We start from the raw sequence: 17,124 nt of genomic DNA on the forward strand, positions 1-17,124 counted from the left end.
TTTCCAAATATTGTCTAAACGTCCAAAAGGTGCTTAAAAATGTCCAAAACCTCTAGAAAATTGTCCAAAACCCACAAAAAGTGTTCAAAACCACTAGAAAAACATCCAAAACCACCAAATAAATATCCAAAACTTTTTCTGTAAATTCACCTTTTAATCGTTCATCAAACAAACGTATTATTTTCTAAGAAATTCGACATTTTAACTTTAATTTAGACATTAACTTTAATTAGAAGTTAATTATTAAAAGCCTCGAATCGCAAAAGAAAGAAAATACACGTAAATAAACCCACCAACATGACGATTGGTGGGTTGTCTATTATAGTATGCGTCGTATTAGGTTACGGTTGTAAGGACAAGCTTTTTTTAAAAAAGGAATCTCTCCCTAATTTAATTATAGCAGATAAAAAAGGGGCAATATAGACTGTTTATTCATATTTATTATTGCTAAAATGCAATAGACCTTTGAAGGAGAATTGTTGGAGGTATCAGTGTTCCTCTATTGATAAATATTCCGTTAGGAGCGATGTTGAATGAGTTCTTTGGTTCTCAGTTTTCAGGAAATGGAAAAAACGCAGCTTTCACTAGTTGGTGGAAAAGGATTAAATTTAGGGAAATTATCAAGTATCCAAGGAATACAAGTACCTGAAGGATTTTGTGTGACAACCGTAGGATATCAGAAAGCCATCGAACAAAACGAAACGTTTCAAGCATTGTTGGCCCAACTTACGAATCTAAAAGTAGAGGATCGAGAAAAAATTGGCGAGATCAGCAGGAAGGTTCGACAAGTCTTACTGGGTGTAGAAATTCCTTCCGATGTTGTGAAAGAAGTTGCATACTATCTCTCCCAGTTTGGCGAGGAACATGCTTATGCCGTGCGTTCGAGTGCAACTGCTGAAGATTTACCACATGCCTCTTTTGCTGGTCAGCAAGACACCTATTTAAATATCATCGGCGAAGAAGCAATCTTACAGCATATCAGCAAATGCTGGGCATCCCTATATACAGATCGTGCGGTAATCTATCGAATGCAAAACGGATTTGGCCACAGTCAAGTCTCTTTATCCGTTATTGTTCAACGGATGGTGTTTCCACAGACTTCAGGAGTTTTATTTACCGCTGACCCGATTACCTCAAACCGAAAGCTTTTATCCATCGACGCCAGTTTTGGACTTGGAGAAGCATTGGTCTCTGGCTTGGTCTCTCCTGATTGTTACAAAGTAAAGGAAGATACCATCGTGGATAAGAGGATATCCACAAAAAAATTGGCAATCTATGGTCGAAAAGAAGGCGGAACAGAAACCATACCAATCGATCCTGATCAGCAAAAAACTCAAACACTAACCGAACAGCAAATTTTACAACTATCAAACATCGGCAGACAGATCGAAGCTTATTTTGGCTCTCCTCAGGATATTGAATGGTGTTTGGTTGATGATACTTTTTATATCGTCCAAAGTCGTCCCATTACTACTCTTTTCCCTATTCCCAAAGTTAACGATCAAGAAAATCACATCTATGTATCCGTTGGCCACCAACAAATGATGACCGACCCCATGAGCCCATTGGGATTGTCCTTTTACTTATTAACGACACCTGCACCTATGCGTACCGCTGGTGGAAGGTTGTTTGTGGATGTCACACCTATGCTTGCTTCACCCGTTAGTAGAGAAATGCTAGTAAATACCATAGGTCAATCCGAACCGCTCATAAAAGACGCACTCATGACCGTTATAGAGCGAGGAGATTTTATAAAAACAGTATCCACTGATGGGAGAGCACCGAGTCCCAGCAGAAACCATTCCAACATGCAGCCAGAAATTGAAAACAACCCGGCCATTGTTTCTGATTTGATTAAGAAGAGTCAAACATCGATAGAAGAGTTAAAACAAAATATCCAGACGAAATCAGGATCGGATTTATTTGATTTTATCCTAGATGATATCCAGCAATTAAAGAAGCTTTTATTTGACCCGCAAAGTTCCGCTGTAATTAAGGCTGCTTTTAATGCTTCATCATGGATCAATGAAAACATGAACAAGTGGTTAGGTGATAAAAACGCAGCAGACACGCTTTCTCTATCTGTACCTAACAATATTACTTCGGAAACGGGTCTGACTCTATTGGATGTAGCCGATGTAATTCGCCCATATCCGGAAGTAATTGTTTATTTACAGCAGGTAAAAGATGATACATTTTTGGATGAACTGGTCAAGTTTGATGGTGGACTGGAAACCAAAGATGCAATAATAGCTTATCTCAACAAATATGGAATGCGATGTGCGGGAGAGATCGACCTAATGAAAACGCGTTGGAGTGAAAAACCTATAACACTTGTCCCGATGATCCTCGGTAACATCAAATCATATGAGCCTGGTGCTGCTAATCGAAAATTTGAGCAAGGGCGTCAGAAAGCCTTGAAAAAAGAACAAGAGTTAGTACATCGGCTGCAGCAATTACCGGATGGTGAACAAAAAGCCGAAGAAACAAAACGAATGATCAGCATACTACGGAACTTCATCGGGTATCGTGAATATCCGAAATACGGCATGATTAATCGCTATTTTCTTTATAAACAGGCTTTATTGAAAGAAGCCCAACAACTCGTACAAAACAAACTTATCCATGAAAAAGAAGATATCTTCTATCTCTCTTTTGAAGAACTTCACGAGGTCGTTCGTACAAACAAACTGGATTACCCGATCATCAGCAAACGAAAAGACGAATACAAATTTTATGAAAAACTAACTCCCCCACGTGTTATCACATCTGACGGTGAGATCATTACTGGTCAGTACAAACGAGAAAATCTGCCAGCACAGGCGATTGTAGGCCTGCCTGTTTCTTCGGGAGTAATAGAGGGTCGGGCTCGTGTCATCTTAAACATGGAAGAAGCTGATTTAGAAGAGGGAGATATCTTGGTCACCTCCTTTACCGACCCTGGATGGACACCATTATTTGTCTCCATAAAAGGTCTCGTCACAGAAGTTGGCGGCTTGATGACACATGGAGCCGTTATCGCACGGGAATATGGCTTACCAGCAGTTGTTGGGGTGGAAAATGCCACCAAACTAATAAAAGACGGTCAACGGATTCGCGTGCATGGAACAGATGGGTATATTGAAATAGTGTAATGCCTGAAAACGTTGAATGTATTTCCAAATAGAAATGATAATAGAAAAAAAGAGTGTCAGGCACCACCATTAAAATGGATTGGTGCCCTGCACTCTTATTATCTGTCTTCATCTTCTAAATGTAATATAGTCAACATTAATAGGTTCAAGGTCTACTGCTCTTAGCTTTTGATTTATCTGTCCACGATGGTACTGACCATGAAGAGCAACATGGGTTAAAATATCCCTTATGGAATGATGAAACTCTGTACCTTTACTATTTTTATAAAGAACTAGGTGATCTAGATTAGTATTAGATATCCTTGCAAGAAATTCACCATAGTTATGATGATTTTTGTTAATCATCTCTACACATGATTCTAAACTAACTTCTGCCCAGATCGGTAAATGTGAACTATCTGCGCCTTTTAATCTAGTATACCAAACGTTTTCCGCATGCAGAATATGAGAGAAGAGAGTATTCGCCTGCTTGTTCTCCTCACCGTTTTGTAAGGTTTCTAATATACGTTGATTCGCCCAATGTAAATGCTTAAACATAGAATGTATTGTTTCCAAGAAAACCACCCCTTTACTATAAAATTATCCTTACTCACCAGCAAATAAGGAGCATAACAGGACATGGTGCTGCATTCAATCCATCTTTTGTAGGATCCAATCTCAAAATGGCTTAATCTAGATAGGATGTGTTTTGAAGCAAACAAAAAATCTATTTGAAGAGTACTAGACTTTTCCTTTTTAATGAGTCGAGACAGACTCTTCCCCTTGCTCCTCATTAAAATAAGCAAAGTAAGCACTTTTAATGCCATGTTCTTTAAGAACTCCACAACTTCTGTCTGTGTCCCTAATCTATTTATAGATCGAATATCTAATTGATGTTCCAATCTCCTACAATGACTTAGGGCTGTTGTAGCAAGGAATCATAATCATTCGCCTGCTTGTTCTTCCCCGAATCACTCCTTAATCAGCTCAGGATTTTCTCTATTCAAATGATAGATTAGCTGAACAACGCCAGAAGAAAATGATCTTGTATTAACTAATTCCAAATTTAACCTCTCTTGGATATCAATAAACAATGGTTTCCCTTCCCCCAAAACTACAGGGTGAACAGATAATCTAAATTCATCCACAAGACCTAATCTAATAAAAGTAGTAATTAGACAAGCTCCGCCATATAACCAAATGTCTTTACCAGGCTTATTCTTTAATGTATTGACCTCTTCTAGTACCTGATGATCATTAATAAATATTGCTTTATCATCCTTCCGCTTTTGCGTTCTAGAAAACACATATTTTTGTTTACTATGTACTAACTCCCATAATTCTTTATCCGTTTCCGTCACTTCTGTTTCTGGAGTATATTGCCCCCATAACTCATAGCTCTTTCTGCCATATAAAATGGTATCAATTTGATGTAAGAAATCATTAAACCCCATGTCCGGGTCCATTATGCACCAATCTACTTCTCCATTTTTCCCTTCTATAAAACCATCTAACGTAACAGCTAAATCTAAAATTATTTTTCTTCGTTTTACCTCTATCGACATAGTTCTTCCTCCTCACTTTTATTTAAGGTAAGATATGTTTCAAAAAAACCATTAATGAGTTCTGCTTTTGCTGGGTTCAATTCCATTTTAACCAACATTCGCAAAAACTCCTTTTTCACTGGAACTTTTTCTTTTTTCGTGTATATTGATTTTGTTCATTTCGTTTTTGGTCATAGGAAAAGATGGCGATAGGCAAAATTGGTTTCCTGTATTTATTATAAAGCTGGCTGAAATAATAATACATTCTTTCATGGTTGGAGTCTTCGCGGACTAGCAGTTCTAGTGCCATTTTAACACATCCTTATGAGAAGATTAGGAGGAAAACTGGGGAGTTGTATTCTATCTATATTATAACAACATTGAAAAACAAGAACGAGTGTTTCTGATTGTTCAGTTTATAAATGAAAGGAAAAAGTGTCAGTAAATTATACACTGACACTTTTGTTATATTATTTGACTACCTGCTCACGCACAACTTCACTTTTCAACAATTCTTTTATTTTCTGATCCTTCGTATATTACTTGAGTTCCAATTCTGGCTCTAATTCAGCCTCAAAGATTCTTGGCCATGGCAGGTTCACATGAACACTTTCTAAAGATGAAATGGTTTTGAAGAAATCCTTATTTCCTCTTGAACCAATGTAAACTTCCTCACCATCAAAATATTGATACCACTTTTCTGTTTCTGCTGTTAGCTTTTCCTTAACAAAATTGTTTACTAGGCCGTAATTAGCACCTAAATCCCATTCGCTCGCACCTGTTTGCTGAATATATATTCTTGCAGCTGGATGAACAACATTTTTATATCCTTGATCTTTTGCGAATCGATGGAGTAAAAATTCAAAGTGGTTTTCAGCTGCTTGTGCATATAAAGGCACACCGAATCCTGACTCTTGCTCTAAAAATGCTGTTCGTGCTGCAGCATGTCCAACTGTAATTCCTAATGCATTTCCAGCAGTGTTCCACCCACTATAGGAAAGGATTTTGGTTAAGTCGACTTTTTCGGCAAGCTCAGTAACGAATGCCTCATCCGCTTTATTGACGATTAAGACATCACCAATGGCTACTTGTTTTCCATTCGATATTAATTCATCTGTTCTCATGACAAGCTGAGTAATATCCACTGATCTTTCTGTTCCAACTACAGATGGAGTATTTAATAATAGGTGGATATCAGCCTCCGCTTCGTTGTCAACAACCCTTCCTCCAGCCGAAACGATATGCTTTTGCACATTATAATGGAAGGTTGTATCTTCAAATGGAGCAATCCAATCCTCCCCATGAATCCCTCCATATTCAATAAAAAAGGTTGGGGATGTATGAAACAATTGATTTACGAAGCGGGATACCAACACAACCCCCACCTCATCTGCCCCAGGGAAGACAGCTACATGATCTTCTACATTTAGCTGATTGACCTTTTCAAGTAAAAGTTCTCTTTCGGCACGGTGAAGTCCATAAGGTGCCGCATCATCTTGTGCCAATATTAAATGGTCGATATATCCTTCATTAACCCAATCAATCATTAGGTTATTAACCGTGTGATTTCTTGCTCGAGCATTTTTGTAATCTTGTAAAACCGCTTCTGAGATAATCGATTCTAATTGATCAAGTCTCGCTCTTCCATCCATCCCTAAATTAACGACCTTGTCATATAAGATGGCCCATTCACTAATCTGTGAATAATATTTTAAATATTCATCACTGATTGCAGTGACGGCTAATCTTTGAATCGTATCAAACACATATACAGGTTTTTCAGGGTACAATTGTTTCAATTGTTTTATCACTTGAATATCTTCAATTGCTTCTTCAAGAGATTTGACACCTGTCCTTGAAGCTACTAAGCCCCCGTATGCAAGCATACTTGTTGAAATAACAAATCCATCAGCTTGAGCACCATTTTCTAACAGCCATTTACCAATTTGCTCACCATTCCCTGGCTGAGTGAACATTCCGATCATTTCTTTTGGAGGTGTAATCACCTCTACACCTGCAGTTGCTCCAACCTCTGTAGGAAAATATACATTTGCTGGTCTGTCATCTAATGGAACTAGGAGAATTGTAGCTAAATTTTTCTTTTTTCCCTGTGCATTAACCATCCCTACAGTGCTAAATAAAAGGAGCACAGCAAGACAAACGGTAAAGATTTTTCTCAATTGATACATGATATTCCTCCTCTAAAAGTATCTTTAAATTACTACCCCGTTCTCTACCAAGATCGCCTGAAGCTTTTTGATATCCAAATCCTTTGGCGCAACATGATCGGTAATCGAAAGGGCTGCGGCGGTTCCAGCTGCCTGCCCGGTTGCCATTGCACTAGGAGTCAGCCTTGTTGTAGCCAATGCCTCATGGGTAGTGGAAATACAGCGTCCTGCAACTAATAGGTTTTCAATAAGTTTAGGAACGAGACATCGGTAAGGGATGCCATAGCTTCCATCTCCCTCGATATCATTTGCTTGAACACCTTTACCAGTTGGGTCATGAATATCAATCGGATAACCACTGAGAGCAATCGTATCATCGAATTTCTTTCCAGCGACCACATCCTCGATTGTAAGAGCATATTGTCCATCAATCCGCCTTGTTTCACGTATCCCAATTTGAGAGCCTACCGCTGAGATGGAGGCCTTTTCGAAGCCCGGAATCTTCTGTTGTAAAAATTCAGCCATCATTAACACTTGCTTCCTGCCTTCTTTTTCAGCCATTGATAAATCAAATACATCTGTTCCATCTAGACCTTGAACACGGGTGCAATTAACAAGAACCTCATCTTCTTCAGGGCCAGCAAAAAAGAGAACTTGATCACGGTTAATAGGTACGCCAGATTCGTTCCATTCTTTATAAAATCCTTGTACTCCAGTGAGGGGGATATCATCCAATTCAGCAATGGGTGTTTTTTTGTAGAAATTGCTTGGATTCGTCTTCATCGCTTCTTTCACCTTTGAAAGGTCAACGCCCCTCATCCGAAATTTCATCGTCATCGGCTGAGTGTTATGATCGACCTCCCGCCCTATCAAACAAGGAGCACCCGCTAAATAAGCAAGATCAGCATCACCAGTTGTATCAACAAATCGTTTAGCCGAAACTCGTATCGATCCGGATTTCGTTGTTAGATTAATAGATGTAATCTGATTCCCCACTACCTCTACCTTATCTACAAAGCTATGAACAAGGACTTCGACGCCTGCTTCTTCTAGCATTTCTATTGCTAATACCTTATATTTTTCTGGATGATAGGGAGTCAGCGTGTTGGTAAACCCTACGGTATCGCGCAAATGACCCGGTGAACCACCTTGGTCCATTAATCTTTCAACGATTTCCTGTGCAATCCCTTTAATAACTTGTTTTCCTGATTCTGTATGGAAGGTCATCCAAGGATAAACAAGTGCGATCGTGGACATCCCACCTAAAAATCCATATCTTTCAATTAGAAGTGTTTTTGCTCCAGTTCTACCAGAAGCAATCGCTGCATTAATCCCGGCGGGACCTCCTCCCGCGACTACAACATCAAATTCTAGTTCACTCTTCAAAATAGACACATCCTTTTTTATTGTTACTTTCCACCCGTCATGGCTACACCTTCAATAAATTGCTTTTGTGCAAAGAAGAAGATGATTAATAATGGAACGGTTGCCATAACTGATGCACTCATCAGCAGCTCCCATTTCGTCCCTACCTCGTCCGTGAATAAGGCCAGTGCGAGAGGGAGCGTCATAAGTTCTTTTGAATTAATGTAAATAAGTGGTTCATAAAATTCATTCCAGCTTGTTAAAAAGGTGAAAATTGTGAGTGTGGCAACAGCTGGTTTTGCTAACGGAAGCATGATATTCCAATAAATCCGGAAGTACGAGCAGCCGTCTAATTTCGCGGCTTCTTCAAGTTCTGTTGGTACTAATAAGAAAAATTGCCGCATAACGAAAACACCAAATACACCGGCCGGCCCTAAAATTGGTATCGCAATTAACGGAACATGTGTATTGATTAACCCTAAATCTCTCATAAATAAGAAAAGAGGGATGGTGATTACCTCAACCGGAATCATCATCGTGCTTAACAAGCATAGAAAAAGGATGGAACTCCCCCTGAATTTTAGCTTCGCAAAGGCATAGCCTGCTAATGAACCAAGAAAAATGGTTCCAACTGTTACTAAAATAGCAATATATAAGCTATTAAAATAGAAAAGGTGAAATGGTGTTGACTCTAACACCTGTAGATAGTTTTCCCACTTAAATGGATTTGGAATGAATTGAAATACAAAGATTTTCGTTGAATCTTTGAATGACGTATTAATCATCCATAAAAATGGGACAATCATTACAATGGAAATGAATGACAGCACACCGTAAAATAATACCTTCGTTAAAATTCCATTTTTCTTTTTATTCTTCATGGAAAACCCACCTTTTTCTACCAGTCCATTGAATGACAGTAAACACTAAAATAATCACAAATAAAACAAGTGCTATGGCTGATGCATAGCCAAAATCGAATAGTCTAAATGCATTTTCCCAAATATAGTAAACTAATACCTTTGTATGATTTCCCGGACCTCCGTTCGTCATGACATAGATTTGTCCAAACACCTTCATCGAACCAATGATAGTTAAGATTAAGGTTAAAAATACAGTAGGTGTAATCATAGGAAGGGTCACATGCCAAAATTGTCTACGCTTATTTGCACCATCTAAATAGGAGGCTTCATAAAGATTCTTGTCTACCTGCTGAAGGGCCGCTAGGAACAGAACCATATTTAACCCAACATTTTTCAAAGCACTGACGACAATAACTGCCCCCATAGCTAAATCTGGATCATATAGCCAGGCAGGTCCGTCAATCCCAATAGTAGCAAGCACTTGATTAATAAAGCCTTCCTCGGTACCAAACATATATTTCCAAATAATCGACCAAACCACAATAGATGTCATAACTGGTATAAAGATCGCTGTTCGAAAAAAACCAATACCTGGTAAATTCTTCTGTAGTAATAGGGCCAATAAAAGGGCCAGAACGATATTGATTGGCACTAATCCGGCTGCAAAAATAATTGTATTTTTCAATACAACCCAAAAATCAGGATCATTTACTAATCGCTGATAGTTTTCTGTCCCAATAAAATTAGGATCACCGAGCAGCTGCCAATCTGTTAAACTCATATAAATCGAATAGATAAGTGGAAAAAGCATTATCACCAGAAAGCCAATCACCATGGGGCTGACAAATAAGTAGCCGTAAAAGGCTTCACTTCCAATAAATTTTTTTCGCTTTTTAGCACCCTTTAAGGGCGGACGTTTCGCTGTTTCAATCTTTACTTCCACCTTCCAACCCCCATTACAATAAATCGATTGCTTTTCTAAATGAAGTGATTTCTGATTGAATACTTGCCTCGGTGTGTCCAATTACAATAGCACCAAGCATGACTGCTTTTACTCCTGCCTTCGCTAATAATGGAATATCAGATGGTACAAGCTTTCGTTGTGAAGGAACGAGAACTGGCACATCTACATGTTGGACAATCGAGTTATAGGCAAGTACATCTTTTAAGGTCAGGGGCGTCCCGTATTGCTCTCCTGGAATGATTGATGCTTCTAATGCTGAAACACCTAGGTGTCCTACATTACCAATGGAATTAATGTTATAGTCACTTGTAATCGCGAAGGTTTTCTCCATCTTATTTAGACTGAGCATCCAGCTTGGGTGATGATGGGCATAGATGGAATAGAAATTGAAGCCTAAGCCAATTAAATTCTCTAATTCCCCTTGTTTTATATCTTCAAATGCCCCACCCGGTACGATGCCAAGTGGTCCAGAAAATTCCTCTCTAATCCTGCGGAAAATATCAAAATAGGTTTCAACGGAAGTAAAATGATTCCCTGATGCCCGGTGCTCTACATTCACATGTAACTTAACAACGTCCACTCCGGCATCAATTGCCGCCTTTGCTAGTTCTACTCGGTTTTCTGGTAAACTCACGATTAATGTCATTTTGTTTTCTTTAAGCATTTGTACAAATGATGTGGTCACAGTTTTTTCACCCCTGTAAAAGGGATGCGGTTAAGCCTATTAAAGGGTTAACCGCATCTTCTTGATTATTTAACGATTGGATTGATTTTTTCTTCCATGCCTTTTAAGATGTCTTCAGGCTTTTTCAATTGACCAAATAATTCGTCGAAACCAAATTGAATCGCCGTATCAATTTTTGGCCATTCGATGTGACCAGCTTGCAAGCGCGCATTATCCATTTCATCAATAACTGCACGTTTAATACTTTCTGCCGGCGGGTTATTAGGCTGATTTACAAACGCATCAGAGCTTAGCACTGATTCCCGTGGCGGTACGAAGAATGTTGATGTAGCGGTGATTCCCTCTTGACTTGTAAAGAATTTAAGAAGTTCTTTTGCTTCTTCTGGATGTTTTGAATCCTTGAATAATCCATAGCCTGCTTGACCAAGCATTGGATATCTACCTTTTGAACCTTCTGGAAGTGGTGCAATGTCCCACTTAAAATCCTTTACATTTCGAGCAGCTGATACATAACTGTATACATCAAAGAACATCCCAATTTTTCCTGAGTCAAAGCTCACTTGCTCACCTGCTTTTGGATGCGAAGAATCCTTAAACATCATACGATCAAGCATTTTCAAAGTTTCTACACCTTCTGGGCTATTCCAAGTAAATTTGCTTAGGTCTTTATTAAATAAGTCCCCGCCATTGCTCCAGGTATGTGAAAGTAAAGATATCCACGTATTCCAATCACGGAAGAAGTTAGCGCCATAGACACCATCAGCTGAAATCGCCTTTGCTGACTTTTCAAACTGCTCCCAATTCCAGGTTCCGGCTGCTACGTGTTCATTAGGAGTTTTTTCACCCGCTTTTTTAAATAGGTCTTCGTTATAGAACATAACCATTGGCGGCGTGGAGAATGGAATTCCATATAATTTACTTTCCTTCTCGAATAAATCTAGTGTTGATGGGAAAAAGTCATCCATGTTATAGTCTTTATCCTGTTTAAAGGAAGATACATCTTCTAACAGTCCATTTTCCATAAATTGAGGTGCCATCCGCTCGGCAACCCAACCAACATCAGGCAGTTCCCTGCCAGCTGCTAAAACCGTAATTTTTTGCTGATAATCTGGAAATGGTACGCTTTCCATTTTCACCTTTATATTCGGGTGAGTTTCATTAAATTTTGCGATTAAATTATTGTACACTTCCTGATGCGCTTCATTTCCCCACATCATAAAGGTCAACTCTACTTCTTCATCTTTTGATTCCTTATCCTTTGGTTCCGTACCAGCGTCATTACTGCAAGCAGATGTAAACGCTAACAAAATAAGTGTTAAAAAAATCAATTTTAACTTTTTCTTCATGTATAACCCTCCTTTGACCTTTATTTTAATGCAGCAGCATTGGTAAAAGTATCCCTTCAAAGGGAGAAATAGTTCGGTAAACATAGATTTTTTAAAATGTTACGAATATTTCCGGTAGTGTATAGGAGTCATTCCGGTCTCCTGCTTAAAAACCGTCATAAAGTGCTTGGGGCTTTTATAGCCTGAAAGCTGCGCTACTTCGTATACCTTTAAATTCGTCACTGTTAATAATTGCTTCGCCCGCTTTAATCTTTCCTCTGTAATATATTCCGTAAAGTTTTTGTTAAGCTCTGACTTAAATAATTGCCCCACATATTGAGGATTCAAATATACGTAATCTGCTATAAGTTTTAAGGAAATTTCATGACTTAACTGCTCATCTATGTACTGAAGGATTTTCTGAAATTGTTTGGAGGTATCTATTTTTTCTTCTGAGTCAGTCTTAAATAACCTTGATATCGTCTCAGATAGTTCAACACGATTAATTGGTTTTAAGAGATAGTCCGTGACCTCGTAGCGCATCGCAGTCCGTGCATATTCAAAGTCACTATGACCGCTTAATATAATAACGGGTACATCTTTTGAAACCTGTCTTACTTTTGATACAAAGGTAAGTCCATTCATTCCTCCCATGCGAATATCAGTAATAATTAAATGGGGAATTCTTTGGTGAAAAAGGGATACCCCCTCCTCACCGCTCTTCGCTTCGATTACTCGAAATCCCCCAATGACCTGCTCTAGTAATACCTTAAGACCTTGTCTGATAATCGCTTCATCCTCAACCACTAATATTTCTTTCACGGCCAGCTTCCTCCTTCGTTTGAATTGGTAATGTTAACGTAACAGAAAATCCATTTTGTTCTTGACTATCTATGTTAATTCCAAAATGTTTTCCATATAAGAGCTGAAGTCGCTCATGCACATTTGATAAAGCAATCCCATTATGTTTATCGGAAGAGGTAGTAGCATGGTTTTTGATAAGATTCTTCAACATTGCTAATTTCTGTGGTGTAACACCTTTTCCGTTATCACAAATGGTAATTTGAAGAAGCGGTCCTGCCCTATGAGCATTGATAGAAATGATTCCGCCTTGCTTAATCTCCCCATGTACGATGGCATTCTCAACGAATGGCTGCAGGATCAGTTTAGGCAGGTATACATGCAGGACGGCTGGTTCAATGTCCTCATGATACTGAAGATTTTCCCCAATCCTTACTCTTTGAATCGCCACATAGGAGCGAATAAACGATAACTCAGCCTCTAATGTGACAATTTTTGATGAATTATCAATGGTATATCTAAGCAGCTTGCCGAGTGATGAGACCATATCAGAAACATCAAAATTTCCCTTTGTGATTGCCAGCATATTGATTGATTCCAAGGTGTTATAAAGAAAGTGGGGGTTCATTTGACTTTGCAGTGCTCTGATTTCAGCCTCTTTTTCTCGCAAACTAGTTTTATATACCTCCGAAACGAGACGATCAATTTCATTAATCATATGATTAAAGCCTTTTCCAAGTTCTCCGATTTCGTCATTGGAAGTAATCGAAACTCGCTGTCCGAGATTCCCTTTTTCAACATTATTCATCGCTCTTCTTAGTTTGTGAATCGATTCCACCAGCGGCTTCGAGAGCAAAAATCCTAATAAAAACGAGATTAAAATTCCCATGAAAACAACTAAAATCATCACTCTCCGTAAATGATTCACTTCACTAAAGACACTTGAACGCGGGGTCAGCATGATGGTCTTGACTCCAGAATAGTCCGATTGATTATAGACCATCATATATTCCGTTCCATCAATGGGAATATTGGTATAATTATTTACCTTTATATTTCCCAGATCTTCCAGAAAGGAAGATTCAATAATTTTATCTTCTTTATTTGGGTAAATGAATTGGTTATTCTTATCTAAGATAAAAATATGACTCTTATCATTTGGATTACTCACAATCTCTTGGATTAATTCTTGCCTTAAATCGATTTTAATAATCCCCAGCGGTTCAAAGGAGGAAGGATCACGAATGAGTCTTGAAACAGAAAAAACAGAGGTATCTTTATTTAAATAATAAAATGGTTTATGCAGCGGTAGTAATACCCAATCCCCATCTGCCTTCTTAATCGCTTTGATCCAGTCATTATCGGATTCGAATACTTTCAACATCACTGTATTCGAATCCAAATTACTAAAGATTGTACCGTCGTTGGCCATAATATGTATTCCTCTAATTTCATTTCTCATATGAATCAAACCAGAAATATATCTCCACATAGGGACTCTTTCAGCTGCAGGAGGAAAAGAAGTCCCCTGTCCCTGTTCTTGATGTGATTTTAAAATATCTATTATCTCTTGGTCATACAAGGGTGACAATGACATAATTTGCATTTCTCGTAAATACCGATTTATATTCTGGTTAATTTGATCTGCCAATTGAATCTGGTATTCCTCTGTTCGATCCCTACTTGATTTGGAAAATTGATAGTATGTAATACTTCCGAGAATCGTAGCGGTAAGTATAATAAGAAGGGAAAAAACAAGTATTAACTTGGCCCTGTATGGGAGGGAAAATAAGTATTTCTTGATAATTTGATTGTTTTTCCTTCTATTCATCGACTTCTCCTATTTTTTAATGCAATAACTATAGCTTACTACTATTTTATCAGATTTTTTAATTTATTTTTCGGCTATGTTAAAGGTGAATGTTGATTTTTGTAAAATCAATCCTACCCAATCTCCAGTTCACCGATAGTTTCAGGCTAAGGGGGCTACTTTTTTCTACTGAAGGGAATCAAAAACCTTCAAAAAGCCAGGACCGATAATAGTAAGAAGTGAATAAATGAAAAAAGACCAAACATACGTCCATATGTCTGGTCAAGCACTAAACGATTCCGATCATATTGGTAAACGAGAACAATGTAAATAAAGCAAAAAAAACTGAGTAGAAAAAGGATTCTCCGTTTTCTACTCAGTTTTCTATCATTGCAATTCCATTTTTAAGTCCGCTGCTTTTGTCCAGCCAATTACTTTTAAACCATGATAAATAGCCAGAGTGATGATTATTGGAAGGATGATTCCAACAGCGATGTAAATGGATAAAACAATAGCACCTTGTTCAGCTAAAATATTGATTGGTGCGATCAATGAATTAAGACCAAGGCCTGCTAATTTATATGGAACTTGAAAATCAAAAATCAATGTTGCAATGGGAGCACAAATGACCGCAGCGATAAACGGCGGAATGGCAAGTCGTGGATTTTTGATTAAGTTCGGAAATTGTACCTTAGGAGTAATTAAGGATTGTGCAATGTTCGCCCCAGCATCATTTTGTCTAAATGACATAGCGGTGAATCCAGCAAATTGGACTGTACAACCAATTAAAGCAGCTGCACTTGATACAGGATCAAGCTGTAAGGCAATTGCAATAGCGGCAGAAGATGCTGGCGACATTAGAAAAATACTCCAAACAAGAGCGATGACCATAGGTCCAATAATAGGAGACCCAGCGACAGATGTAGCGATTTGTGCGCTTAGCCATTCTAGCAACGGAGTGGTAATCTTGGATAAAAATACACCAGCGATACCTCCTACAAAAATAGCAGCTAAAGGGATTGCCATCATATCAAGTTTCGTTTTTCCTGCAACCCGCTTCCCTACCCAAGTAGCAACCACTGCAGCCAAAACTGCACTTAATGGTTGACCTGTTACTAATGTAGCACCATTTTCAGTCATCTGAACGGCGCTTGCACCTATGGTAGCACAGGCCATTGCACTGAAAATGACGAGTGTATTCCCTCCAAGCTGGTACGCAATACCCGCTCCAAGAGCTGGTGCTAACATGAGCTGTGCCGAAACTCCGATGATTGTAAAGCCATCCCAACCAGTAAATGTTCCAAGTGATTCCATAAGGAGACCAATTCCAAGTGTAACTAAAACAGCATTTGCAAGTCCTTGTGAAGCTTTATACATACGGTCAATCAAATATTTTTTCGTTGCTTGTTTCATTGTGTATTCCTCCTGATGTGTAAATTACTAAATTTTCAATTAATTCATAGTAAAAAACGTTCTTCAGCAAATGAGTTTTTAGTCATCGTCCTTTTACCTGGTAATTGTTTATGATTTGAATATGAATTTTTGTAAAATTACTGTTTTATTTGAATCAAACATTGTCCTTCTCAATTAATCGTTATAATAGTATAATTATATTCAGATAATGTCAACAATTACATCTATTCTGAGATCTCTAAAAACGCTTTCATTCGAGCGATTTATAAAATAATTGATTCATTCATATTCAGGGAAAAACAGCTTGTATATTATGTAATTATAATTTTTTGTTTTTTATCATGGTAGGTAATAAAAAGTCTGATTACAGACATAAGAATGTTCCACTTCTACCTTGTTTTTCACCTGCGATTGTTACAAGGATTACCACTTGTTACCAATTCATTTACCAATGGAGTATTGTCAAGAAAAATGGATATACATGCAAAAAGGACGCTAATCCTATTCCGGAAATGCGCCCGCTTGTTAAAAAGTGTCACTTGAACACTAACATTGAAAGGATATTCAAGATAAATACTGGAAGTAGATTATTGCCTTTTAGAGAGAATGTTTGTTTTTAATCCGATGCTGGAACGACAGAGTCGCTATAAATACAGTTACTCCCCACAAGAACAATCCTCCGTACGTTACAACATACACCCAAATGGCTAACCCTTCAGTGTTTCCTTTTGGAAGCACTCCAAAAAATTGAAGAGCTGTCAAGAAGCTAACTATAACTGTCAACAACCCAACTGACCATCCTGATATGATTAATAACCATCTTGGGAGCTTCTCCCCCCAGGAAGTCACGAGAGCTAAAGCAAATAAAGTTGCAAGTATCGCTAAGAAAGCTGTGAAGTCTATTCCTCTGATATATAACGTATATAAAAATGCAGATCCTTCTTTTAAGGTATCACTAAACCCCGCTACACCTTGTACAGCTTGTTTTTACTAACGAACAAAAAGAAAGAGTGTGTTTTGAAAAAAGATTAATCAAAACACACTCTTAATATATACAATTGAATTATTCTACG

At 38.2% G+C, this 17,124-nt stretch carries 13 protein-coding genes and 1 pseudogene; 1 reads left to right on the forward strand and 13 read right to left on the reverse strand.

The genetic code is table 11. The features are described 5' to 3' along the window. The first annotated feature begins 533 nt into the window (after nt 1–533). Complete coding sequence (ppsA, locus tag V7124_RS04745) at nt 534–3,134, forward strand: phosphoenolpyruvate synthase (protein WP_335486689.1); 2,601 nt, start codon at nt 534–536, stop codon at nt 3,132–3,134. Between the two features lie 108 nt (nt 3,135–3,242). Here ppsA and V7124_RS04750 read toward each other — a convergent pair whose 3' ends face one another. The 13 genes and pseudogenes from V7124_RS04750 to V7124_RS04810 form a co-directional block, all read right to left on the reverse strand. Beyond that, nucleotides 3,243–3,698, reverse strand: a complete 456-nt coding sequence (locus V7124_RS04750) for a DinB family protein (RefSeq protein ID WP_335413807.1) — start codon at nt 3,696–3,698, stop codon at nt 3,243–3,245. Nucleotides 3,699–4,084: 386 nt separating this feature from the next. Next, entirely contained in the window at nt 4,085–4,678 is a 594-nt protein-coding gene (locus V7124_RS04755; protein WP_335486691.1) for a dihydrofolate reductase family protein, read from the reverse strand. Nucleotides 4,679–4,793: 115 nt separating this feature from the next. Continuing rightward, nucleotides 4,794–4,967: a hypothetical protein gene (locus tag V7124_RS04760; protein ID WP_335413801.1), complete on the reverse strand. Its 174-nt coding sequence runs from the start codon at nt 4,965–4,967 to the stop codon at nt 4,794–4,796. A 229-nt stretch (nt 4,968–5,196) separates the two neighbouring features. After that, nucleotides 5,197–6,846 carry a DUF4127 family protein gene (locus tag V7124_RS04765; protein WP_335486694.1) on the reverse strand — a complete coding sequence of 550 codons (1,650 nt, stop codon included), beginning with the start codon at nt 6,844–6,846 and terminating at the stop codon, nt 5,197–5,199. A gap of 24 nt (nt 6,847–6,870) precedes the next feature. Beyond that, complete coding sequence (locus V7124_RS04770; protein WP_335486697.1) at nt 6,871–8,211, reverse strand: FAD-dependent oxidoreductase; 1,341 nt, start codon at nt 8,209–8,211, stop codon at nt 6,871–6,873. A 23-nt stretch (nt 8,212–8,234) separates the two neighbouring features. Further along, nucleotides 8,235–9,071: a carbohydrate ABC transporter permease gene (locus V7124_RS04775; protein ID WP_335486700.1), complete on the reverse strand. Its 837-nt coding sequence runs from the start codon at nt 9,069–9,071 to the stop codon at nt 8,235–8,237. Next, nucleotides 9,061–9,996 carry a carbohydrate ABC transporter permease gene (locus V7124_RS04780; protein WP_420490505.1) on the reverse strand — a complete coding sequence of 312 codons (936 nt, stop codon included), beginning with the start codon at nt 9,994–9,996 and terminating at the stop codon, nt 9,061–9,063. The genes V7124_RS04775 and V7124_RS04780 overlap by 11 nt, the downstream gene beginning before the upstream one ends. A 13-nt stretch (nt 9,997–10,009) precedes the next feature. After that, on the reverse strand, nt 10,010–10,702 hold the full coding sequence (locus V7124_RS04785) for a hypothetical protein (protein ID WP_335486703.1): 693 nt from the start codon (nt 10,700–10,702) through the stop codon (nt 10,010–10,012). A gap of 65 nt (nt 10,703–10,767) precedes the next feature. Continuing rightward, the gene (locus V7124_RS04790; protein ID WP_335413788.1) at nt 10,768–12,048 is read right to left on the reverse strand and encodes an ABC transporter substrate-binding protein; all 1,281 of its coding nucleotides are present in this window, start codon (nt 12,046–12,048) and stop codon (nt 10,768–10,770) included. Between the two features lie 99 nt (nt 12,049–12,147). Next, complete coding sequence (locus tag V7124_RS04795; protein ID WP_335413784.1) at nt 12,148–12,849, reverse strand: response regulator transcription factor; 702 nt, start codon at nt 12,847–12,849, stop codon at nt 12,148–12,150. Beyond that, the gene (locus V7124_RS04800) at nt 12,827–14,659 is read right to left on the reverse strand and encodes a sensor histidine kinase (protein WP_335486706.1); all 1,833 of its coding nucleotides are present in this window, start codon (nt 14,657–14,659) and stop codon (nt 12,827–12,829) included. The genes V7124_RS04795 and V7124_RS04800 overlap by 23 nt, the downstream gene beginning before the upstream one ends. 366 nt (nt 14,660–15,025) lie before the next feature. Continuing rightward, nucleotides 15,026–16,051: a PTS transporter subunit IIC gene (locus tag V7124_RS04805; protein ID WP_335486708.1), complete on the reverse strand. Its 1,026-nt coding sequence runs from the start codon at nt 16,049–16,051 to the stop codon at nt 15,026–15,028. A gap of 597 nt (nt 16,052–16,648) precedes the next feature. After that, a pseudogene (locus tag V7124_RS04810) lies at nt 16,649–17,038 on the reverse strand (hypothetical protein); the annotation flags it as partial. Nucleotides 17,039–17,124: the final 86 nt, after the last annotated feature.

This window comes from Neobacillus niacini (assembly GCF_036961885.1).
In the GTDB taxonomy this organism is placed as follows: domain Bacteria; phylum Bacillota; class Bacilli; order Bacillales; family Cytobacillaceae; genus Neobacillus; species Neobacillus niacini_H.